The sequence below is a fragment of the Natrialba magadii ATCC 43099 genome (genome assembly GCF_000025625.1).
Taxonomy (GTDB): domain Archaea; phylum Halobacteriota; class Halobacteria; order Halobacteriales; family Natrialbaceae; genus Natrialba; species Natrialba magadii.
The window spans coordinates 3,045,507-3,065,901 of the sequence record NC_013922.1 but is presented as its reverse complement, the minus strand read 5'-3'; the positions used below and the strand labels follow the sequence as shown (position 1 = coordinate 3,065,901).

Sequence of the window (20,395 nt, the reverse complement as noted above, 5' to 3'; positions counted from 1 at the left end):
TAGCGGCGTTTTTCAGTACTGTCTCGCGGCGACAGCGACGTTACTGGCCCGAGTCTGACTCGTCATCGTCGAACTCGATTGACTGTGCGTCGCCGCCTCGGATCGCGTCGCCCACGCCCGCTGGATTGACCGCCTCGCCGAGCGTTCCAGGGTCGGCGACCGCGCCGACCCCCTGGTCGTCGACGGCCGACTGGATTGTCTCGACATCGACTGCAGTGCTCACCCGCTCCGAATCTGCCGCCCTGTCGAGCGCCCGACGCAAGAGGACGTAACCGGCGATCGTGAGGAGGCCCATCGCCAACGCGCCCCGCACACCGTAGCGCCGGTAGCCGACAGTCATCGCCTTCTTCCCGACGGTAAGCAAGCCGATCATTGTGGCCGTCGTAGGACGAGTGCGGGCAAGAGCCTACGCCCTTCGTGTGGAGGCCGCCAGCAACGCACTGCTGTGGCAGGCCCACTTACACAACGATGACGAGCACCGCTGCCGCGCCACCCAGCAAGAGGAGGACGCTGTACACGGCAATCTGATTCCGAAAACTCTTGTTCATCGACGTCGCCGCCAGCATCGCCTTCACGACGATACTCGAGACGGTCGCGAGCAAGATCGCGATCGTTGCCTCCGGCGCGCTGAGCTGGCCGCCCCGATAGAGCACCACGGCGGACGTGGTCGCACCGGCACTCGAGACGAAGCCGCTCGCAACGGCGGTCGCGTAGAAGCCGAGGGTGCCGAACCAGGTTTCGGCGAGCGATCCGAAGACGAGCACGACGAGGAAGACGGCGCCGAACGCGAGTGCGTTCTTCATCGAGAAGGGGCTCTCGAGTTCCATCGAACCGGACTCTCGCCAGTCGGCGGTGAGACCGGCGATTGCGAACGCAATCACGATGACCGCGCCGAGGGGGAGGATCGCTTCGAAGAGAATACCGGACTCGGTTCCCATCGTGAACCCGACTGCGATCGCGAGGTTGCGGGCAGCCATTGCGGCGTTGGCGAGCAAGATGGCGGCGACGGCATACGAGGCCGCTTCGGGTCGCTGGCGGACGTGGTCGAGCATCGTGCCGACGACGGCCGTCGAGGAGGCGAGGCCGCCGAAAAAGCCCGTAACGGCGATGCCACGCCCGCCATACGTGGAGACGATGGCGTAGTTGACGATGCCGATGCCGGCGACGGCGACGACCATGAGCCAGATCACCTGCGGTTCGAGCGGGATCGTCACCGCACCGAGGTCGAGGGCGGCTTCGGCCGGCAAGAGCGGATAGATGACGAACGCGAGGATGGCGAACTCGGTCGTCGAGCGCATCTCCTCGCGGGTGAGTCCCCACGCGAACTCGTGGAGTTCGCGTTTGAGGACGAGCAAGAGTGACGAAAGGACGGCGACGGTGACGCCCTCGATAATGAAGCCGGCCGCGACGAGCGAGCCGACGCCGTAGGCGACGAGCATCGACACCGACGTGGTGAGCGAGAGACCGGCGTCCTCGTCGCCGAGTAGCCCCTGCACCGCAAGTAAGACGCCCTGGACGATGACGAGCAGCCCGCCGAGAACGAGCAGCCCCTCTCCAACATCGGTTTCGAGGACGAGAATCGTAAAAACCGCAGCGAGCAGGCTGATCAGCGAGAACGTCCGAATGCCTGCAGACTTCTGGGACCACTCGCGCTCGAGTCCGAGAAACATACCGAGCGCACCGGCGAGTGCGATCCGGACGACCGTCTCGTCGAGTGGTGCATCGCCGATTTGCAACGCGACCTCGTTCACTGCTGGCTGTTCTCCGCGACCGCACATAAGCGCCGTGCCGAGTTCAGCGGAGAGAGACGGTCAGTGGTCGTTCCCGTGTTCGGTGCTCGAGAGCCGTCACTTTCGTACTCGCAATCGCGCCCCATCACGGGGACAGAACTCGTATTCCGGATCAGTCGTTCGGAAGTCACAGCGTGGACAGCGGCGGACGGACGACCGTTCAGACCCGTGATAGAGATACGAGCGCATACCCCCGCCTGTTCGTTCCTCGGTTCCGACAGAGCGTCGGAACACTCGTCACTCACGGGAAGGCGGGGGTATGCGCTCGTATCTCTATCAGGACGAACTCGAGCGCGAATCTGTTCGGCTGAAAAGTACGGCCGCTCAGCGTTGAGCATTATCTCGACCACGTGACGCTGTGTGAGCTTTTTGTCGAGACTGTGTTCAATCCGGTTCTCGATCCAGGGCGGAAGCGTGGACATCGTCTCTGTAATCAGAGCATGAGGAAGGGGTAAGTTAAACCCACATCCGAATTTGGTGGGCGCCAAACCGGTTCCTGCGGGCAGATACGGGGGCTCGGCCCCGTCTATTCACCTCCCCGTCTGCTGGTCAACTCACCGGTTGCGTTGCCGATCGGGATCTCGTACTGGTCCGTTCCTGTGCCAGTGGTTCACGCCTCCTCCACCGAGCAGACACGCTTTTCCGCGGTGATACCTTATCCTCCCACGATGGACTCTGCCGCTTTGTTGGATCTACTGGGTAACGAGAACCGGAGGCGTATCCTCCGCCTCCTCGCTCGCAAACCCTGTTACGTGACTGAAATCTCTGAATACATCGGCGTCAGTCCCAAGGCAGTTATCGAACACCTCCGCAAACTCGAGGAGGCCGGTCTGATCGAGAGCCGCGTCGACGACCAGCGCCGGAAGTACTTCCATATCGCCCGCAACATCCGCCTCGAGGTCACGGTCTCTCCCTACGGCTTCGCCAGCAAGAGCGCCTATCCGACCAACAACAGCTTCGATATCACTACTTGCCGCCACCTCACTCTCGACATCGCCTGTGACGAACTCGACGAACTCGACGAACTGCTTGGCGCACTCGACGAACTGGAACAACTCGAGAACGAACTGTCGCTGGCACAGCGCTGGGTGCAGAGCCAGCTGTACGACGTGCTCGATCAAATTTCAGAAAGCGTCGGTGCTGGCCCGGAGAGTCGAATCTACGCCGACTTGCTGGCGACGATTCGGACGGAACCGAAGTCGGTGGGTGAGCTGGGTCGGGAACTCGACGCGCCGCGAGAGGTTATCGCGGAGCTGTTAGAGTCGATGGCCGACGAAGGAATCGTTCAGCGGACCGAGCGCGGCTGGGAGTTGACGACGAACGGGTAGTTCGTCCGGTTATTCTGCCACGCGCTCGATCAGTCCGTCACGCGCTCGAGAATAAGTCGTTTGTCGAACCGGCCTCGTTCGTCGGCCTTCTGTTCTCTCCGATCACGAAGTTCCTGCTCGGAGACTCCCTCGAACGCCCGTATTTCGTGGAGCACCTCGAGTACGTCGGCCAACTCGTCTACATCCCGGTCAGTGACGTACTCCTCGACCTCTTCGCGCAGTTTCTTGCAGAGGTAGGCTTCGTACTCTGCGTCACTGGCGGTTCGTGTGACTGGCGTCGCTCCACTATCCGCGATTATCTCCGGAATGTCGTCTCGAACGAGTTTGTCGTACTCCTGTGACATGTGTGGTAATTTCTGAAATCTGACGCAGGGGTGTGTGAGTGGCGGCTTACGGCACGTCTCGGACCAATCCGTCGCGAAGGTCGCGACCGAAGTAGTAGCCGGCGACGGAGGCGACGAACCCGATCGCTGCACCGATGCCGAGCAGTGTCAGGCCGGAGCCGAGTGCGAAGTAGACCGGGTCCAGTGTCGTCAGCATCCCGGCGGTGATTCCAGCGCCCGTTAGCTCCATATACCGCCGTTTCGACATAATGACGCCAATCAGGAAGGCTGCGGCGAAGATACCGACGAGCTGGCCGGCGACGGGGATCACTGCGCCGCCGGCGAACAGGCCAGCGCCGAGGGTTAGCACGAGGGCGAGAAACGCCTTGGGGGAGAAGTACTCCTCGAGCGAGCGTCCGCCTGTGAGGTTACCGAGGCGAGAGCCTCCTGAGCCAGTCTCTGCCCGTTCGCGTGATTCGAGCTCGGGCTCTGTCTTGGAACTGGAGCCAAACTCCGAAAATTCGTCCAGTCCCGGATCGGCGGTGTTGCTCGATGTGGCGTCGGTGGTGGCTGTCTTACCGGGATCATCGGGATCACCAGCACTAGCAGCACCAGCAGCACCAGCAGCACCACCGGTACCGCCAGTACCACCGCTACCACCAGTCTCCGAAAGCAGTTGCTCCGTTTCCGAGAGGAGGTCGTCGGTCGAGCGGGGATCACCGTCTCGCTGCTCGGTCACCTCATCCGAGCGGTCGTTCATACGCAAACGCTGGGCGGCTGGCACCATGGCCTTTTCCCTGTACTGTCACCTTCCGTGAGCGGGATGTTCCGTTTCGTGACCGGATGCTCGAGTAGGTCTGCCAGAGGCAGGACGGAGTTTGAGTTCGGGTTTGAGTTCGGGTTTACGTTCGAATTTGAATTCGAGGTCGAGTTCGATTTTGAGTGTGAGTGTGAGTTCAGTTTCCAGCCGTGACCGTCCTCATCGACACGGACGACGTTTATCATGAACGGGCTGGTAGAGAGGTGTGTGAACGTCGATCTGGTCGCCTTCGGAATCATCGCCATCGCGATCGGGGTAGGGGCGCTCTCTGCCAGTCGTCACTTGTACCCCCGACTCGAGTTGTCAGAGGATGCGATGGCGACGGTTCGGTTGCTGACGGCGATGATCGCGGGTGTGTTGGTGCTTTCGGGGCTGGGGTTGGTCGTGATCGGTATTGTCGGCTAGCACTCGCCCGTGTCGTGTTCTGTCGCAGGTCGCTCGACCCGAAAGCGTGCCTTCAAGTCCGCCGACGCGCAACGGTGTCGCATGAATCCAGGCGATCGCGTTCGCGTCGACCGCGCGGATCGCACGTACGAAGGCGTGTTGCTCCCCTCCAGCACGGACGAGCAGTTTGTGGTGAAACTCGAAGGCGGCTACAACGTCGGTGTTTCCCGGGACGGCGCTGACGTTTCCGTTCTCGAAGAAGCTGTTTACGAGATCGATAGTAACGGCGACGGCGACGGTGACAGTGACGACGAGACCACGACTGACGACACTGACGTAGACTCTGCAGTCGAGTTCGACGACGACCTCCCGACCATTTCGCTCATCTCGACCGGCGGTACCATCGCCTCGACGGTCGACTACCGGACTGGCGCGGTGACCGCCCAGTTCGACGCTGAGGACGTGCTTCGCGCCGTTCCCGACCTGGCTGGCCGCGCAAACTATCGCGGGCGCGTCGTCGCCAATATCCTCTCTGAGAACATGGAACCGCCGATCTGGCAGGACCTCGCTCAGGCGGTTCACGAGGAAATCGAGAACGGCGCGGATGGCGTCGTCGTCATGCACGGCACCGACACGATGCAGTACTCCGCGTCGGCGCTCTCCTTCATGCTCGAGACACCGGTTCCGATCGTCTTCACTGGCAGCCAGCGCTCGGCCGACCGTCCCTCCTCGGACAACGTGATGAATGCCGTCTCGGCCGTCGAAGCCGCAAAGAGTGACTGCGCGGAGGTCCTCGTCTGTATGCACGCCTCCGAGTCGGACGACGTCTGTGCACTCCACCGCGGCACTCGCGTCCGAAAGAACCACACCTCCCGCCGCGACGCCTTCGAAACCGTCGGTGCGCAACCGCTCGGCACCGTCGACTACCACAATGAAACCGTCAGCTTCCGCCGGGACTACCAGCAACGCGGCGAGGTCGACCTCGAGCGTTCGGACGCACTCGAGTCCGACGTGGAACTGCTGAAGTTCACACCGGGAATGGACCCGGCTTTCCTCGACGTAGTCGAGGGTGCCGACGGGCTGGTCATCGAAGGAACTGGACTCGGACACGTCCATACGGACCTGATCCCGCGAATCGAGGAACTGGTCGCAGACGGCACGACTGTCGTGATGACCAGCCAGTGTCTCGAGGGACGAGTCTGTGACAGAGTCTACGATACGGGTCGTGACCTCCTCGACGCCGGTGTCATCGAGGCTGGCGACACCCTCCCAGGGACGGCCAAAGTCAAGCTGATGTGGGCCCTCGCAAACGAGGAGTCGGTCGCAGAGACGATGCAGACCTCGATTGCCGGCGAACTGCAGGAACGGTCGGTTCCCTGGGAGTGATCGGGATGTCGGTAGGAATTCACATCCGGCGAGCGACGCACGACGATTACGAGGGCGTCAAGGCCTTCACCGACAAGATCTGGACGGACCGCGGCGGCGACTACATCCCGAAGGTCTACCACGACTGGCTCGAGGACGATGGCGACGATCACAAGAAGACGTTCCTTGCCGACGCCGGCGACGACGTCGCGGGGATCGTTCAGGCCGTGATGGTTTCGCCCGACGAGGCCTGGTTTCAAGGAATGCGGGTCAATCCCGACTACCAGCGCCAGGGCCTGAGCGGCCGGCTCAACGACGCCTGTTTCAAGTGGGCGCGCGAGCAGGGCGCGAGCGTCGGTCGCGTGATGATCTTCTCGTGGAACGCTGCGTCGCTCGGTGCGGCACGAAAGAGCGGCCTCGAACCAGCGACCGAGTTCCGGTTTGCGCATCCGAAACCGGATTCTGGCGCCTCCGGCCCGGACACCGTCACGAACGACCCCGCTGCCGCGTGGCGCTACTGGACCCACAGCGACGCCCGCGAGCACCTGAACGGACTCGGCTACGCGCCGGAGGAGACGTGGTCCATGCGCGAACTCACACGACAGGACTTTCTGGACTTCGCGTCCGATTCAGGCGGTGGGAACGGGGGGAACGGCGCAATCGACGCAGACGACGAGACCGAGGTCTTCGCCGTCGAACGCGACGGTCGATATGTCGGTGCCTCCTATCGCCTCCGAACCTACGAGCGCGAGAACGACGACGGCGAGTCCGAAACCTGGGCCGAGTACGGCGTCGGTGCCTGGGAGGACGTTGACGCAACTCGATCGCTGTTCGCGGCCATCAGCCGCGACGCCGCCGCTCTCGGCGCTGATCGGACGCGAGTACTGATCCCGGAGACGGCCGCTGTCGTCAGCGACGCCTCCTACGCGGGTGCGACGATTTCCGAGGAGCCGGACTTCGTTCTCAGCGGCGCGCTCTAATTGCTCTCCGCTCCTCGCTCACCGTCCTCACCCACCACTGACCGGCGGGAATAACGCAAGTTCGTCGCCCTCCTCGAGTTCCGTCTCGAGTCCATCCTCTTCGACGAGCACGTTCGTCCCGTTTCGCAGGACGTTGATCTGCGACCGTAGGTCGCCGTCGTCCGTGAGCACACGGTCTGCGATGGCGGGGCGGTCGTCGACGAGGTCGGAGAGTGCGTCGTCGACGGTGTCGCCGGCCGATGCATCTACGGTGACGTGTTTGTCCCCGGCGTGTTCGGCGAGGTCTGCGAACAGTTTCCACTCCGTTGGCATAGGTGGCGATATCGGTGCCGGAGGCAAGTAGCTACCGCTCTGTGGTGTGCAGTAGCGCTGCCCTGTTGGTCGAGGTGACCTGTTGCTCGGCGTGTTCAGTTGGTCGGCGTGTTCAGTTGTACAACAGTTGCCCGACGGGCCGTGACGGACGGAGACGCTTAACTCCACCCAGGCTGGAACGGTGTGTATAGAATGGTCGGCGACTGGGTGACCGAACGACTGCCGGAGAACTGGCGCTGGATCGTGACGACACGTGCAGCCGTCGCCCTCGTGCTGGTCGTCGCACTGCTGTCGGTTGCGACCGGTATCCTCAGGATCGACCAGGCGGCTGCCGACTTCGGCCCGCTCGCGCCCCACGTGCCCGTCGCTGTGCAGGATGCGGTCGGCTTCACCGGTGCACTCACCGGGTTTCTCATGCTTGGGAGTGTACTTGCACTCAGACGCGGGTTGCGAGCTGGCTGGTGGGCAACACTGCTGCTCTTGCCGCTAACTGCTGTGCAGGGACTTCTCCAGGCGAGTCCGTACTCGCTCCCGCTCGTCGTGCTCTCGCTCGTCTCGATGCCGACGCTATTGTTGACGCGTCGGCGGTTCGACCGCTCGCTCTCGCTGACGACGACGCAACTCGCTGCAGGCGGCGCGCTCGTCGGCGTGCAGGCCTACGGCACCTTTGGCGCGTACGCGCTCCGCGAGGACTTCGACGGCGTCGAGCACCTGCTCGACGCCTTCTACTTCACCCTGATTACGTCGAGCACTGTCGGCTACGGCGACATTGGCCCAACGACCGAAATCGCACAGCTGTTTACCATGTCCGTCGTCGTCCTTGGCGTCGCTAGCTTCGGTATCGCCATCGGTGCGCTCGTTGGTCCCGCGATTCAGGCTCGGATTTCAAAAACACTCGGAATTATGACCGACTCAGAACTCGAACTCCTCGAGAACCACGTGCTCGTCCTCGGCTACGGGGACCTGACTGAACCGATCGTCAACGAACTCGCCGACACGGACGAACAGTTCCTGGTCGTCACCAGAGACGAAACGGCTGCGAGCGAGCTGTCAGAGCGTGATATCCGCGTTCTCTCGGGGGACCCGAGCGACGAAGGACCGCTTCGGCGGGCGAAAATCGAGAGTGCACGCACCGTGGTCGTCACGACGAACAACGACGCCGAAGACGCGATGGCGATTCTCACCGCCCGCGAACTCCGGCCAGACGTTCGCATCGTCACCGCCGCAACCGACCGCGAGAACACGGCGAAACTCGAGCGCGCCGGTGCCGACGACGTCATCAGCCTCGCCGAACTCGGCGGTCACCTGCTTGTCCGGTCGGCACTCGGATCCGACGAGTCGTCCGTGGTCTCGCGGCTACTCGAGTCCGAGTAGCTCCAATACATTGCGTGCTGACGTGCTGACCCGGTGGGTCGCCGTTCCATACTCCTTTCTTTCAGACACATTAGAAAATATATTGTCACTATAGCGGCGAGCACCAGTATGGTCCCCATCGAAGTCTCCGGGTTGCGAAAGGCGTATCCAGGCGGCGTCCTCGCCGTCGACGACCTCTCCTTCAGCGTCGACGAGGGCGAGATATTCGGCTTTCTCGGCCCCAACGGAGCCGGAAAGTCGACGACGATCAACATCCTCCTCGGCTACGTTTCGCCGACCGCCGGCAGCGCAACGGTGCTCGGCCAGGACGTCAGCGGCGAGTTCGCGCCGACTCGCAAACGAATCGGTATCCTCCCCGACGGCTACAGCCTCTACGACAGACTGACCGCTCGCGAGCATCTCGAGTGGGTCATCCGAACGAAAGACGCAGTCGACGATCCCGACACTATCCTCGAACGGGTCGGCATTGCCGACGCAGCGGATCGCCGTGCCGGCGGCTTCTCGAAGGGCATGTGCCAGCGACTCGCCTTCGGGATGGCGCTCGTCGGCGACCCGGATCTCCTCGTACTCGACGAGCCGTCGTCCGGTCTCGATCCGACCGGCGTTCAAGAACTGCGGGCGACGATTCAGGACCTCGCCGCCGGCGGGACGACCGTCTTCTTCTCGAGTCACGTCCTCTCCGAGGTCGAAGCCGTCTGCGACCGCGTCGCCATCATGTCCGGGGGACGGCTGGTCGCGCTCGACGACATCGAGACCCTCCGCGACGACCTTGAGCACTCGTCTCGAATTCGCCTGGCACTCGAGTCGGTGCCGGAGTCGATCACCGCCCGACTCTCCCAACTGCCCGTCGTCGAGGCGGTTGCACTCGAGGGAGCGGAACTTCGCGTCGACTGCCACGACGCGGCTGCGAAGGTGGACGTGGTGAGGCACGTCGACGAGCGAGCGTCGGTTGTGGACATTGTCTCTGAACCGGCTTCGATGGAGGAGTTATTCAATCAGTATACGGGAGATGTGCCTGACGGGGGTGGTAGTGGTGATGTCGGTAGTGGTGGCGACGGTGGCGGTGGTGGTAGTGGCAGCGGTGGCGGTAGTGGTGGTAGTGGTAGCGGTGGCGGTAGTGGTGGTAGTGGCAGCGGTGGCGGTAGTGGCGAAAGTAGTGGGAGTAGTGACGCTACTGACGACGACGGAACTGGCGATGGTCGTCAGTCGTCCACGGAGGTGTCCGTATGAGTGCGCTCGACGTTGCTTGGAAGGACTTTCTGGACGCCCGTCGCTCGAAAATCGTCTGGCTTGCCGTTGCCATCTACGTCGGGTTTGTCGGATTCTTCATGTTCATACAGAGAAGCCAGGTACGGTTTCACGACACTGCCCGCGAGGGTGTCGTTTCGGTTCTGGCCGGCGTCGCTACGATTGGCTCGCTCCTGATTCCCGTCGTCGCGCTGGTCGTCGCCTACCTTGCCATCGCCGGCGAGCGAGAGACCGGCAGTATCGCGTTCCTGCTCGGGTTGCCGAACACGCGCCGGGATGTCGTCGTGGGTAAGTTCGTGAGCCGAAGTGCGGTGATCGTACTCGGCGTCGCCTGTGCCTCGCTCGTCGTCGCTGTCTCGCTGCTTGCGCTGTATCCGGTTTTCCCGGTTGGAACGTATCTCGTCGCAATGGGTGTGATGGCACTCTACGCTGTCATCTACGTCGCCATCGCGATCGGTATCTCTGCGTCGGTCGCCAGTAAGGCCCGTGCAGCGGCCGTCGGCTTCGGCGTGTACGTCACGCTCAACGTGTTCACACTGTTCGTCTCGGCTGGGTATCTGGTACGGCGGCTCCACGTAGACGTACTCGGCTTCGCCGAAGCGCCCATGCTGTACCGTTTTGTTTCGCAACTCCTCCCCAGCGAAGCGCTCTTTCAGATCACACGGACGATTGACGTTGACATCGCGGCGGGTAGTCTCCCGCCAGCCGACGCGCCGTTCTACGTCCAACCGGAGTTTGCACCCGTCGTCCTCTGTGCGTGGATCGTCGCACCGCTCGCCATTGGATACGTGCGATTCAAATCCGCAGATCTGAGCTAATTCTATCGGCAGTGTTCCTCGTTCTCGTTCTCCGTTTCGTTGCCTCCGTTCACTCCGTCTCCGCCGTCGGCGCACCCGACAGAATCTCGATCCCACTCGAGGCCCCGATTCGCTCGGCCCCGGCCTCGATCATGGCCATCGCCTCGTCGTAGCTGCCGACGCCGCCGCTTGCCTTGACTGGCAGGTACTCGCTCATCAGTTCGACGTCCTCGATCGTCGCCCCACTGCTCACGGTTTCACCGTTCGCTCGTTGATCCCCCGGATCAACGCTCGCGAATCCAGTCGAAGTCTTCACCATCGCCGCGTCTGCGGCCACGGCAGTCTCGCAGGCTCGGTGTTTCTCCTCCTCGGTGAGGAGTGCGGTTTCGATGATGACCTTGACCGGAATCGGAACCGCGGCGACGAGTTCGGCCAATTCGGCCCGGACCACGTCGTCCTCGCCGGCTTTCAGCCGCCCGACGTTGATGACGACGTCGAGTTCGTCCGCGCCGGCTTTCCAGGCGTCGACGCCCTCGCGGCGCTTGATTTCCTGGGTCTGCTGGCCGTGGGGGAAGCCGATAACCGTTGCAATAGTCAGATCGTCGTGGGTTGCAGCGGCGTCCTCGACCGCGTAGGGCGGAATACAGGCGTTCATACCGTGTTCGGCTGCCTCATCCAGCACGGCAGCCACGTCGGCGGTCGTCGTCTCGGGACCGAGGACGGTGTGGTCGATCAGTGGCGCGAGTTCGTCGCGGTCCAGTTCCGGAGCCATAGCGGACCGACTCGTCGAACGATCAAAAACCCGCCCGATTACTTTTGCCCGGTGGCGTGTAACGGTGTGACATGGACTCGGACCCGGACCCCGACCCCAACCACCCCGTCGTCGACCCGGCCGTCACCGACACGGCCGCCGACATCGCAGCGATGCGGATTCGCGGCGCTGCAGCGATCGCAGACGCCGCCGCCGCGGCGCTCGCGACGCAGGCCGAACGCTCCAAGGCGACTGACCCGGCGGCCTTCGAGCGCGACCTCCGCGCCGGCGCACGCGAACTGTACGAGACCCGCCCGACCGCCGTGAGCCTGCCGAACGCCCTCCGGTACGTCCTCCGCGGGATGGAGGGCGAGACCGTCGCCGCGCTCCGCGACTCGACCATCGAGCGCGCCGACACGTTTCGCACCGAACTCGAGCAGGCCCAGTCGACGCTCGGCGAGATCGGTTCGAATCGGCTCCGCGACGGCGACGTGGTGATGACCCACTGTCACTCGACGGACGCCCTGGCGTGTATCGAGGCTGCACTCGAGTCCGGCAAGCGTATCGAGGCGATAGTCAAGGAGACGCGCCCGAGAAAGCAGGGTCACATTATGGCGCGCCAGTTGCGTGAGCTAGGTGTTCCGGTGACGCTGATCGTGGATAACGCGGCGCGGCGGTATCTGGACGAGGCAGATCACGTGCTGGTCGGAGCCGACAGCATCGCTGCGGACGGAAGCGTGATCAACAAGGTTGGAACGAGCGGGCTGGCGGTGAACGCGCGCGAACGTGGTGTGCCGGTGGTGGTGGCGGCTCAGACGATCAAGTTGCATCCGGATACAATGACGGGGCATACGGTTGCGATCGAGATGCGTGACGAGCGAGAGGTGCTCTCGATGGAGGAGCGGACGGAGATCGAGCCTTCTGGCGAGACAGCTCGATCGGCTGCTGGAGACGGGAACGGCGATGAAGCCAGGAGGCAGGACGAGAACGGATTGACTGTCGAAAATCCGGCGTTCGACGTGACGCCGCCGCGGCACATCGACGCGATCGTTACCGAACACGGGCAGTTCCCGCCAGAGAGTATCGTCACGCTGATGCGCGAGTTGTTCGGCGAGACGACGGCAGAACCCTGGGAGGAGCGACGATAGGTGTCAGACGAATCGTCACTGATCGGAAAGTGTTAGTTACTGGTGTCGACAGTAGGGGGTATGGTATTGCCTGAGGGTTTCGTCCTCCCGGCGTGGTACCTTCTCGTGCCACTTCTCGCTGTGCTCGGGGGTGTCGTTGCGCTGCTGTGGACGTTGGGGCCGCCAGTCACCGACCGAACGGTGCTCGCATTTGCGCCGTGGATGTTGTTCGGATCGACGTTACACGTCCTCCATCGGACGGAGGCGTATCCGGATTCGATCGAAGTACTGTTCGCTGCGCCGAGTGTCTACCTGGTGACAGCGACGGTTGCAGGGCTCGTCTGGGTGCTGTCGATCTTCCTCTACAGCGGCGGCCTGCAGCAGACGATCGAGCGGCCGCTCGGGACGGTCGGCACCGGCTTCTTCGCCGTCTTCACGATGTTTCTGCTGTTCGAAAGCGTCGAACTTGGCACGTTCGAGCCGTTCTGGCCAGTTATCGCCGTCGTCATCTCCGGCGTCGTCACCGCACTCGCCTGGCTCATCCTCGGCCTCTGGTTCACCGACGTCGCCGCGGTCACGGGAGCGACGGGCGTGCTCGTCGTCTTCGGCCACGTCCTCGATGGCGTCTCGACCGCGATCGGCTACGACATTCTCGGCGCTGGCGAGGAAGTCCCGCTTTCCGAACTCATCCTCGACGCCGGGCACGCGCTGCCGACGGCCGACTACATCGGTGGCGGCTGGCTGTTCGTCGTCGTCAAACTCGCGCTCGCGATGGTCATTCTCGGTCTCTTTCGCGAGTACGTCGAGGAAGCGCCGCGACAGGCCCGACTCCTGCTTGCGTTCATCGCCGCCGTCGGCCTCGGCCCGGGCGCACACAACGTGCTCCTGTTCGCAGTTGCCTAGACTTTTCTCGCCCGCGGTCGTCGTTCCGATGAATGGTCAGGGTGCTCACTGCCGGTCACGTCAACTGGGACGTGACCCTCCGTGTCGATCGGCTCCCCGAAGCTGACTGTGAGTCTGCAATCCGCTCACAGCACCGTTCCGGCGGCGGCAGCGCTGCGAACGTCGCCGCCGCACTCGCGAATCTCTCCCTCGATACCGGTCTCATCGGCAGCGTCGGCGACGACGACAATGGCCTGCTCGCCAGCCGGGAACTCGAGTCCGCCGGCGTCTCGCTCGACGGGCTCCGGGTCGTCGAGGGTGCAGACACCGCGGTTAAATATCTGCTCGTCGACGACGAGGGCGAGGTCGCCGTCCTCGGGAACGACGGCGTCAACGAGGCCGTTACACCCGCGGATCTCGACCGTGATCGAATTCGCAGCGCGGATCACGTCCACCTCACGAGTCAGCGACCTGAGACCGCCGGTGCGATCGCACAGACGGCGAACGAAGCCGGCGTCGGTGTCAGTTTCGATCCGGGACGGCGACTCTGCGACCGCGACTACACCGACGCACTCGCCGTGGCCGACATCGTCTTCGCGAACGACCAGGAAATCGCCAGCCTTCTCGAGGACGAGTACGTCGGCTCGGCGTTCGACGACCGGATCGTCGTCGTGAAGTACGGCGGCGATGGTGCCGAAGTGCACACGCCCGGTGGCTCCTACGTCCATCCCGGGTTCGATGTCGACACCGTCGACACGGCTGGCGCTGGTGACGCCTTTGCCGCGGGGTTCATTGCGACGCTCCTCGAGCAACACGAGGGCGAGTCGCTCGCTTCTGACGCTGCGTCGGTGTCGTCGGCGTCATCGGTGCCGTCGGTGCCGTCGATACCCTCGGTCTCAGGCGTCGATATCGAACAGGCACTCGAGTTCGCAAACGCCTGTGGTGCGCTGACGGCGAGTGAAAAAGGCGCACGAAGTGCACCGACGCTGTCACGAGTGACCGCCTTTCTCAAAACGAGATTCTAACCGCAAAATACGTCATACAAACGTCTGACACCGATTGTGGTGCCGTCGTGCGGTTCTCACCCCATGTTGTCTGACGGTAGCTATATGGGCGACCCCGTTGGCCACTTGAGTAGATAGTCACGGAGACGTGACGGAGAGACATGACAGAATACAGGCCACGCAAGTCCCACGGATGCGAGTTCAGTCGGCGCGTCCGGTACACTCGCACAGCATCGGAACCGCCGAGTATCGCCGTCGCAACGGCATTAGCGCAGTACCGGGACGAGGACGTGACGGCGGCGAGCACCCGGCTGTACGACTACGTCGACCCGGAAGCCCTCGATGCCCTCTTCGAAAACACGAACATGGGTCGTGAACGTACAGTCGAGGAAGTGACGTTCCACGTCGGTGACGCCGCCGTTACGGTGCTCCCTGACGAGGTTGTTGTGGCGCCGAACTGACGGTACGGTCGCCGTCCGCAGTTGGTTCGGCTATTCGTCTGGTCCTCGCCGCCTGGCACTCGTCACTCGTAACCCGTAACCCGTAACTCGCAACTCGCACAATTCGAACGATCGGCTACTCGCTCGTCGCTCGTCGCTCGTCACTCGTCACTCGTCGCTCGCCGCTCACCGCTCGCAGACGCCGCTTTCTCGAACCTTTTTTCTCGTCACCCGCGGAAGGCGACGGTATGGCAACGCAACCGCATCTGCTGGTCGACGAGGGAGACCTGACCGATATCGCACTGCTTCCGGGCGATCCGGGACGTGTCGATCGCATCGCATCCCACTGTGACGAGGCCGAAACCGTCGCACAGAACCGCGAGTACAAGGTCGTCAACGCCACCTACGAGGGCCGAGAGCTGACGATCTGCTCGACCGGGATCGGCTGCCCGTCAGCGGCAATCGCCATCGAAGAACTCGCGAACGTCGGTGTCGAGACGTTCGTCCGGGTCGGCACGACCGGTGCGCTCCAGTCCGGTATCGAAATCGGCGACATGGTCGTCGCCAGCGGTGCGGCGAAGAACGAAGGGACGTCCAAGCGCTACGAGGACGTCGAGTACCCCGCCGTCCCATCGTACGACGTGCTCTCCTCGCTCGTCGACGCCGCAGAAGCCAACGATGAGGCTATCCACGTCGGTCCGATCGCCTCCGACGACGCCTACTACGCCGAAACCGACGAGGCAGTCGACGACTGGGAGGCCGCCGGCCTGCTCTGCGTCGAGATGGAAGCCGCCGCGATCTTCACGCTCGCCCGCCGTAAGGGCCTGCGTGCTGGCGCAATCTGCACCGTCGACGGCAACCTCGTCGAAGGGACCCAGAAGGGAACCGATACCGAAGACGACGAACTGCCGGAGAAAGCGAAGAACAACGTCGCCCGTGCGATCGACATTGCACTCGAGTCGGCGACTGAGCTCTAGTCCCTGTTAACCTGATTTCCGAGTCGTCCTCGTCTGCTGACTGTCTCTCCTATCGATCTCCACACGCTCCCTTGATCGTCTCGCTACTGTTCTGTCACGAGTTCGGCCGCGAGTACCGTCGTCCGGTCTGTGAGCCGCTCGGTCGTCGCCGAGGCCTCCTGCAGCGTGTCGTTCGTCGCCGAAAAGAGCCGCTCGAAATCGACTCCCGTCGATCCGGATCCGGATCCGGATCCGGACGCTGTTTGCTGCCAGTCGCTCGTCTCCGCGCTCAGTCGCCCGCATGTCGGACACGCCGTGGCTGTCACTGGTATCTCACCCTCGGAGAGTCCCCCGAAGCAGCCGTGACACCGACCGAGCCCCGCAGCCACGAGTTCAGCCAGCGACACGAGTTCTCGAAGCGTCTGCTGTAACTCTCTCGCTGTTTCGAGGAAGTCTGCGAGCAGGGGGGCGCGGGCGCCGGCCACCGCGTCGCATTCGAGTCCGCCCAGTCGAGCGAGGCGCTGATCGACGGTAGCGATAGCGAGCAGGATGGTTCGGCGGGTTGCGACGAACTCCTGGGCGGTGTCGGCGAGTGCTGTTGCTGGGTCTGTGGGTGGTGTTGCTGTGTCCGTCTGGGCTGCTTGCGTTCGTCGTTCTCCGTCGCTGTTGGTTTCGTTTTCGTCGTTGTTTGCGTCCTCGTCCTCGTCCCCGTTTACGCCCTCGTTCTCATCGTTTGTCCCGTCTGCGTCGCCCTCGTTCGCCGCCGCACCGGCAGCTGCAATCTTCGCTGGCAGTGTCGTCGTGAGCGAGGCGAACGAGGCCACGTCGGAGACGGTTGCGCCCTGTTTCTGGGTCGTCTCGCGGACGAGGCTGAACAGCTCTGCGGTTGTCACGTCTGTCTCTGTCTCTGTCTCTGTCTCTGTCTCTGTCTCTGTCTCTGTCTCTGTCTCTGTCTCTGTCTCCGCGTCGAAGCCGGCGGGTTCGAAGATGGCTGCACACGAGAGACAGACTGTTACGTACGCGCTGCTGTGTTCTTCGGCTGTGCTATCGGGTGTCTCTGTGTCTGCGCCTGTCTCTGTTCCTGTCCCTCTCTCTATCTCTGTATCCGCATTCCGTACGCCCGCAATCTCGTCGACCGGAATCACTCGCAGCGATGCTGCGTCGGCCGTCTGCTCGCAGTGCTGGCAGGTGTACTCGTCTCGGTCGAATACGACGCTCTGGTTCAGGTCCTGGTCCAGGTTCTGGTTCTGGTCGACGCGGCGCTCGCGGGAAGTCACGAGCGAGCGAAGACAGCGCGCCGACAAAAACACTCCGGCCTCGCTGGCGCTGGCTCCGGGATCACCCGTTCTCAACACCGGCAGATTGCCGACAACTGTTACGCCGCCGGCCGTCGTAGTACTCCGCTGGATATGGACACCGACGAGACACGCGATCATGACTCCAACACCGACACCGACACCGACACCGACGCCGACGTCGACCCCGTATCGGCCGAGATCGACATCGAACGCGAACAGACCGCAGACCGTGATGCGCTCGTCGACCTGTTTCACGACCTCGCCGTCGCAATCGACCACGGACGCCCGATTCACCTCCTCGACGACGACCAGACCGTCTCCGTGACAATCCCCTCACGCGTCGACCTCGAACTCGAAGTCGAACGCGAGTACGACGAGTACGAATCGGCTGCGGATGCCGACGACGACGGCGACGACGGCGACGACGACGAAGACACCGCAACCGACACCGACGACCTCCGTGTTGCCACCGCCGAATTCGAGATCGAACTCGAGTGGGAGGAGCCAGCCGACGAGGTGAGTGTGCGGATCGAGGAGAGAGTGGCTGGTGAGGACGAGGTGGCGGGATCGGGCGGCGGGGATAGTGAGGGTGGTGAAGGCGGTGAAGGCGGTGAAGATAGCGAGGCGCTCGGAGAGACCGGTAGCGGCGAAAGAGAGGGCGAGGAGTCGGAACACGGGCAGGGGCGAGAGCAAGAGTCGGAACAGGACGCAGAATCAGAACCAGAACCGGTAGTCCTCTCGCCGGGCGGAACAACTTCATCGTCCGATAACGACGGTGAGGCGGACGACACGGTCGATCCATCGCCAGCGACCGACACCGGCCGAACGAGTCGCTTCGAGGTCTACCAGGACCGCGCGGACGAGTGGCGCTGGCGACTGGTTCACTGGAACGGCAATATAATCGCCGACAGTGGCGAGGGATACACCTCTCGGGCGAACGCCGAGCGTGCCGTTCGCGGAGTCCGACGGGCGGTTCCGACTGCGACGCTCGTCGAGACTGACGGCTGAGCGAGACGGCACAACGGGAACCGTTATCCAGTCGGAGAGCCCGATTTCGGTCTCGTCCCGGTGTGCCGGTGCCGGTAGACCAGATAGGCGACGGCAACGAGCCAGACCGACCCGATGAACGTGTAGATGGCGTAGCCGGGCGGGTACGAGACACCCTGGTAACTTGCAGCGGCGTACACGAGTGCGGCTGGCCCGACCGCACCAAGGACGTGCAGCCGCCAGTTGGCCCATCTGGCGGTTCTTGCCGTTCCGAGCGTTCCGATATCTTTCGCGAGTGCGAGCATCGTTCCCACCGAGCCAAACACCATGGCGAACATCGAGAGCACGGCGACGGCAACCCCTGGTCCGGCTTCGGGGTTCACGACGAGTGCGTAGACGAGGGCTGGTGGCACGATCACGCCGTAGGCGGCGACGAACAGCCACCAGCGCGACCGGTGGGCGGTGTGGTCGGTGTGGCCGGTGTGGGCGGTGTGGCCGGTTTGGCCGGCGTGGTCGGAGCCTGTCATCGCCGCTGCTGTCACGTCAGCACCCGACTGCTCTGCCTTCTGACCCGTTGCACCCCCGTTCGCGAACCACTCGCCAGGGACCGCCGCAACTGCCGTCAGCACGACCGTAATCCCGACACCAAGAATTCCTGCAATCGGCGTCAGTACCGATGCGACGATAGCAATCTCGACTGGCTCCGTGAGCACTGCCGTGTACGTCGTCCCGAGGTAAACGATCAGTACCCCGATCGAACTCACGAGTCCGGTTCGAACGCTCGCCCGACGAGTTGGGGTCGGTCGGTCACTGTAGTAATAGCCGACGATGAATCCAGACAGGAGGATCGGCGCTCCCGAAATCGACCCGCCGACGGCTGTGGTCGGATCGCCCACCGTTTGCCAGGAGAGACCGACAAGAAACGGAATCGTGAGCAGCCCAACGAGCGTCGCCACTCGCAACTGCTCGTCTGTGAGCCGCTCGAGTACGCGCTGGTGGGGGGCGGTACGCATTGGACAGGTGTCAGGTACTGAAGCGAGCGCCTTGTAGATGTCGCTGTTGACTGTGGTCTGACGGTGGCGTTGTGAGTCGTGAGCCGTGAGTTGTGAGCCGTGAATCGGCGTATTCTGACCGATGCCGGGTCCGGTTTTATTTTGTCACTCGTGGTTTGTTTGCCCGTGAACATCAGCAAGGGCTATCTCCTGACGCTCGTGCTCATCTTCGCGTATCTTTCCTGGCAGCTCGTCGTCCCGTTCCTGCAGTACGTCCTGCTTGCCGTTCTCCTCGCATTCCTCCTGTTTCCGCTGCAGCAACGGCTCGAATCGTACGTCTCACCCATGCTCGCTGCGCTGTCACTCGTCCTCCTTGCAATCATCGGCTTCATCATCCCATTTCTTCTCATCGTCGCTGTCGTCGCAGACGACGCGGCAAACCTTCTGGAGTCACTCGACGCGGAGACACTGCAAGTGAGCGAACTCGAGTCCACCATCGAAGATCAGACCGGGATGGAGGTGGACCTGATAGAGACGGCTGCTGATTCCGCACAGGAGGTCGGCACCTTCGTCCTCGAGCAGGCGACCGCCTGGTTCAGCGCGCTCACACACGCTCTGATCGGGTTCGGGCTGGCCCTGTTCTTGCTCTACTATCTCCTCAAGAACGGCGACAACCTACTCGAGTGGATTCGCGAGGTCACTCCGTTGCCGATGGACGTGCAGGACGACCTCTATGGCGAACTGAGCGACGTTATGTGGGCGGTCCTCGTCGGCCACGTCCTGATCGCCATCATCGAGGGAGTGATTGCGGGACTCGCGTTGTTCGCCGTTGGGATTCCAAACGCCGCGTTCTGGACGTTTATCATGGTGATTCTCTCGCTGGTGCCGCTAATCGGCGCGCCGCTCGTGTGGATTCCTGCCTCGATCTACCTCGTCGTGATCGGCGAGCCGCTGCTCGCAGCCGGGTTAGCGGTCTACAGCGCGATCGTCGTCGGTGTTTCAGACGACTATCTCCGACCGGTCGTCGTCGATCGCTACGCCGAGATTAGCCCCGCGGTCATCATTCTCGGCGTCCTCGGGGGGATCTACGCCTTCGGAATTATGGGACTGTTTTTCGGGCCGGTCGTCGTTGGCGCGCTGATCACCGTCATCGAAGTCCTCGACGAAGAGTACGACCGGCTGGCGGAAGAGTACGGCATGCTGTGACGTTGGGCGTGTCCACTCGCGTTCCAGCAGA

General features: G+C 63.0%; 22 protein-coding genes. 14 read left to right on the top strand and 8 right to left on the bottom strand.

Annotated elements, in window-relative coordinates; translation table 11 throughout:
- Positions 1-40 precede the first annotated feature (40 nt).
- Together NMAG_RS14385 and NMAG_RS14380 are read right to left on the bottom strand one after the other, a co-directional pair.
- A complete protein-coding gene (locus NMAG_RS14385; protein ID WP_004214782.1) occupies positions 41-373 on the bottom strand; it encodes a hypothetical protein in 333 nt (110 codons plus the stop codon).
- Positions 374-458: 85 nt separating this feature from the next.
- Entirely contained in the window at positions 459-1,751 is a 1,293-nt protein-coding gene (locus NMAG_RS14380) for an MgtC/SapB family protein (RefSeq protein ID WP_004214784.1), read from the bottom strand.
- Positions 1,752-2,458: 707 nt separating this feature from the next.
- On the opposite strand from NMAG_RS14380, the gene NMAG_RS14375 reads away from it, so the two are divergent.
- Positions 2,459-3,118, top strand: a complete 660-nt coding sequence (locus tag NMAG_RS14375; protein ID WP_012996759.1) for an ArsR/SmtB family transcription factor — start codon at positions 2,459-2,461, stop codon at positions 3,116-3,118.
- 29 nt (positions 3,119-3,147) lie between these two features.
- On the opposite strand, the gene NMAG_RS14370 is transcribed toward NMAG_RS14375, so the two are convergent.
- On the bottom strand, positions 3,148-3,462 hold the full coding sequence (locus NMAG_RS14370) for a nucleoside triphosphate pyrophosphohydrolase (protein WP_004214789.1): 315 nt from the start codon (positions 3,460-3,462) through the stop codon (positions 3,148-3,150).
- 46 nt (positions 3,463-3,508) lie between these two features.
- The gene (locus NMAG_RS14365; RefSeq protein ID WP_004214790.1) at positions 3,509-4,201 is read right to left on the bottom strand and encodes a hypothetical protein; all 693 of its coding nucleotides are present in this window, start codon (positions 4,199-4,201) and stop codon (positions 3,509-3,511) included.
- A 243-nt stretch (positions 4,202-4,444) separates the two neighbouring features.
- On the opposite strand from NMAG_RS14365, the gene NMAG_RS14360 reads away from it, so the two are divergent.
- The 3 genes from NMAG_RS14360 to NMAG_RS14350 all read left to right on the top strand — a co-directional run bounded on the left by NMAG_RS14360 (position 4,445) and on the right by NMAG_RS14350 (position 6,990).
- A complete protein-coding gene (locus tag NMAG_RS14360; protein WP_004214792.1) occupies positions 4,445-4,666 on the top strand; it encodes a hypothetical protein in 222 nt (73 codons plus the stop codon).
- An 81-nt stretch (positions 4,667-4,747) separates the two neighbouring features.
- Positions 4,748-6,031, top strand: coding sequence for a Glu-tRNA(Gln) amidotransferase subunit GatD (gene gatD, locus NMAG_RS14355; protein ID WP_004214793.1), 1,284 nt, complete (start codon positions 4,748-4,750; stop codon positions 6,029-6,031).
- A gap of 5 nt (positions 6,032-6,036) precedes the next feature.
- On the top strand, positions 6,037-6,990 hold the full coding sequence (locus NMAG_RS14350; protein ID WP_004214794.1) for a GNAT family N-acetyltransferase: 954 nt from the start codon (positions 6,037-6,039) through the stop codon (positions 6,988-6,990).
- A gap of 27 nt (positions 6,991-7,017) precedes the next feature.
- Here NMAG_RS14350 and NMAG_RS14345 read toward each other — a convergent pair whose 3' ends face one another.
- The gene (locus tag NMAG_RS14345; protein WP_004214796.1) at positions 7,018-7,302 is read right to left on the bottom strand and encodes a ubiquitin-like small modifier protein 1; all 285 of its coding nucleotides are present in this window, start codon (positions 7,300-7,302) and stop codon (positions 7,018-7,020) included.
- A 192-nt stretch (positions 7,303-7,494) separates the two neighbouring features.
- On the opposite strand from NMAG_RS14345, the gene NMAG_RS14340 reads away from it, so the two are divergent.
- From NMAG_RS14340 to NMAG_RS14330, 3 genes are all read left to right on the top strand, one after another.
- A complete protein-coding gene (locus tag NMAG_RS14340; protein ID WP_004214798.1) occupies positions 7,495-8,676 on the top strand; it encodes an NAD-binding protein in 1,182 nt (393 codons plus the stop codon).
- 108 nt (positions 8,677-8,784) lie between these two features.
- Positions 8,785-9,906, top strand: a complete 1,122-nt coding sequence (locus NMAG_RS14335) for an ABC transporter ATP-binding protein (RefSeq protein ID WP_004214799.1) — start codon at positions 8,785-8,787, stop codon at positions 9,904-9,906.
- On the top strand, positions 9,903-10,742 hold the full coding sequence (locus NMAG_RS14330; protein WP_004214801.1) for an ABC transporter permease subunit: 840 nt from the start codon (positions 9,903-9,905) through the stop codon (positions 10,740-10,742). The genes NMAG_RS14335 and NMAG_RS14330 overlap by 4 nt, the downstream gene beginning before the upstream one ends.
- Positions 10,743-10,791: 49 nt before the next feature.
- Here NMAG_RS14330 and deoC read toward each other — a convergent pair whose 3' ends face one another.
- Positions 10,792-11,493, bottom strand: a complete 702-nt coding sequence (gene deoC / locus NMAG_RS14325) for a deoxyribose-phosphate aldolase (protein ID WP_004214802.1) — start codon at positions 11,491-11,493, stop codon at positions 10,792-10,794.
- Positions 11,494-11,564: 71 nt separating this feature from the next.
- On the opposite strand from deoC, the gene NMAG_RS14320 reads away from it, so the two are divergent.
- From NMAG_RS14320 to NMAG_RS14300, 5 genes are all read left to right on the top strand, one after another.
- Positions 11,565-12,620, top strand: a complete 1,056-nt coding sequence (locus tag NMAG_RS14320) for a ribose 1,5-bisphosphate isomerase (RefSeq protein WP_004214804.1) — start codon at positions 11,565-11,567, stop codon at positions 12,618-12,620.
- A 60-nt stretch (positions 12,621-12,680) separates the two neighbouring features.
- A complete protein-coding gene (locus NMAG_RS14315; protein ID WP_004214806.1) occupies positions 12,681-13,502 on the top strand; it encodes a DUF63 family protein in 822 nt (273 codons plus the stop codon).
- Positions 13,503-13,534: 32 nt separating this feature from the next.
- The gene (locus tag NMAG_RS14310) at positions 13,535-14,506 is read left to right on the top strand and encodes a carbohydrate kinase family protein (protein WP_012996758.1); all 972 of its coding nucleotides are present in this window, start codon (positions 13,535-13,537) and stop codon (positions 14,504-14,506) included.
- 140 nt (positions 14,507-14,646) lie between these two features.
- Positions 14,647-14,946: a HalOD1 output domain-containing protein gene (locus NMAG_RS14305; protein ID WP_004214808.1), complete on the top strand. Its 300-nt coding sequence runs from the start codon at positions 14,647-14,649 to the stop codon at positions 14,944-14,946.
- Positions 14,947-15,173: 227 nt separating this feature from the next.
- The gene (locus NMAG_RS14300; protein ID WP_004214809.1) at positions 15,174-15,902 is read left to right on the top strand and encodes a nucleoside phosphorylase; all 729 of its coding nucleotides are present in this window, start codon (positions 15,174-15,176) and stop codon (positions 15,900-15,902) included.
- Positions 15,903-15,985: 83 nt separating this feature from the next.
- On the opposite strand, the gene NMAG_RS21705 is transcribed toward NMAG_RS14300, so the two are convergent.
- Entirely contained in the window at positions 15,986-17,158 is a 1,173-nt protein-coding gene (locus tag NMAG_RS21705; protein WP_012996757.1) for a hypothetical protein, read from the bottom strand.
- Positions 17,159-17,290: 132 nt separating this feature from the next.
- Between NMAG_RS21705 and NMAG_RS14290 the strand changes: the two genes are divergently transcribed.
- A complete protein-coding gene (locus NMAG_RS14290; protein ID WP_004214812.1) occupies positions 17,291-18,187 on the top strand; it encodes an amphi-Trp domain-containing protein in 897 nt (298 codons plus the stop codon).
- A 23-nt stretch (positions 18,188-18,210) separates the two neighbouring features.
- Here NMAG_RS14290 and NMAG_RS14285 read toward each other — a convergent pair whose 3' ends face one another.
- Complete coding sequence (locus tag NMAG_RS14285; RefSeq protein ID WP_004214813.1) at positions 18,211-19,179, bottom strand: DUF5518 domain-containing protein; 969 nt, start codon at positions 19,177-19,179, stop codon at positions 18,211-18,213.
- A gap of 165 nt (positions 19,180-19,344) precedes the next feature.
- Here NMAG_RS14285 and NMAG_RS14280 point away from each other — a divergent pair, with 165 nt between their 5' ends.
- The gene (locus tag NMAG_RS14280) at positions 19,345-20,364 is read left to right on the top strand and encodes an AI-2E family transporter (RefSeq protein ID WP_004214814.1); all 1,020 of its coding nucleotides are present in this window, start codon (positions 19,345-19,347) and stop codon (positions 20,362-20,364) included.
- Positions 20,365-20,395 lie beyond the last annotated feature (31 nt).

What these genes read in the sequence shown, in the direction of transcription:
- NMAG_RS14345 (WP_004214796.1), bottom strand. Translation starts at nt 7,302, where the DNA reads ATGCCAACGGAGTGGAAACTGTTCGCAGACCTCGCCGAACACGCCGGG.
- NMAG_RS14375 (WP_012996759.1), top strand. Translation starts at nt 2,459, where the DNA reads ATGGACTCTGCCGCTTTGTTGGATCTACTGGGTAACGAGAACCGGAGG.
- NMAG_RS14310 (WP_012996758.1), top strand. Translation starts at nt 13,535, where the DNA reads ATGGTCAGGGTGCTCACTGCCGGTCACGTCAACTGGGACGTGACCCTC.
- NMAG_RS14320 (WP_004214804.1), top strand. Translation starts at nt 11,565, where the DNA reads ATGGACTCGGACCCGGACCCCGACCCCAACCACCCCGTCGTCGACCCG.
- NMAG_RS14300 (WP_004214809.1), top strand. Translation starts at nt 15,174, where the DNA reads ATGGCAACGCAACCGCATCTGCTGGTCGACGAGGGAGACCTGACCGAT.
- deoC (WP_004214802.1), bottom strand. Translation starts at nt 11,493, where the DNA reads ATGGCTCCGGAACTGGACCGCGACGAACTCGCGCCACTGATCGACCAC.
- gatD (WP_004214793.1), top strand. Translation starts at nt 4,748, where the DNA reads ATGAATCCAGGCGATCGCGTTCGCGTCGACCGCGCGGATCGCACGTAC.
- NMAG_RS14330 (WP_004214801.1), top strand. Translation starts at nt 9,903, where the DNA reads ATGAGTGCGCTCGACGTTGCTTGGAAGGACTTTCTGGACGCCCGTCGC.
- NMAG_RS14335 (WP_004214799.1), top strand. Translation starts at nt 8,785, where the DNA reads ATGGTCCCCATCGAAGTCTCCGGGTTGCGAAAGGCGTATCCAGGCGGC.
- NMAG_RS14340 (WP_004214798.1), top strand. Translation starts at nt 7,495, where the DNA reads ATGGTCGGCGACTGGGTGACCGAACGACTGCCGGAGAACTGGCGCTGG.
- NMAG_RS14360 (WP_004214792.1), top strand. Translation starts at nt 4,445, where the DNA reads ATGAACGGGCTGGTAGAGAGGTGTGTGAACGTCGATCTGGTCGCCTTC.
- NMAG_RS14370 (WP_004214789.1), bottom strand. Translation starts at nt 3,462, where the DNA reads ATGTCACAGGAGTACGACAAACTCGTTCGAGACGACATTCCGGAGATA.
- NMAG_RS14285 (WP_004214813.1), bottom strand. Translation starts at nt 19,179, where the DNA reads ATGCGTACCGCCCCCCACCAGCGCGTACTCGAGCGGCTCACAGACGAG.
- NMAG_RS14365 (WP_004214790.1), bottom strand. Translation starts at nt 4,201, where the DNA reads ATGAACGACCGCTCGGATGAGGTGACCGAGCAGCGAGACGGTGATCCC.
- NMAG_RS14350 (WP_004214794.1), top strand. Translation starts at nt 6,037, where the DNA reads ATGTCGGTAGGAATTCACATCCGGCGAGCGACGCACGACGATTACGAG.
- NMAG_RS14315 (WP_004214806.1), top strand. Translation starts at nt 12,681, where the DNA reads ATGGTATTGCCTGAGGGTTTCGTCCTCCCGGCGTGGTACCTTCTCGTG.
- NMAG_RS14385 (WP_004214782.1), bottom strand. Translation starts at nt 373, where the DNA reads ATGATCGGCTTGCTTACCGTCGGGAAGAAGGCGATGACTGTCGGCTAC.
- NMAG_RS14305 (WP_004214808.1), top strand. Translation starts at nt 14,647, where the DNA reads ATGACAGAATACAGGCCACGCAAGTCCCACGGATGCGAGTTCAGTCGG.
- NMAG_RS14290 (WP_004214812.1), top strand. Translation starts at nt 17,291, where the DNA reads ATGGACACCGACGAGACACGCGATCATGACTCCAACACCGACACCGAC.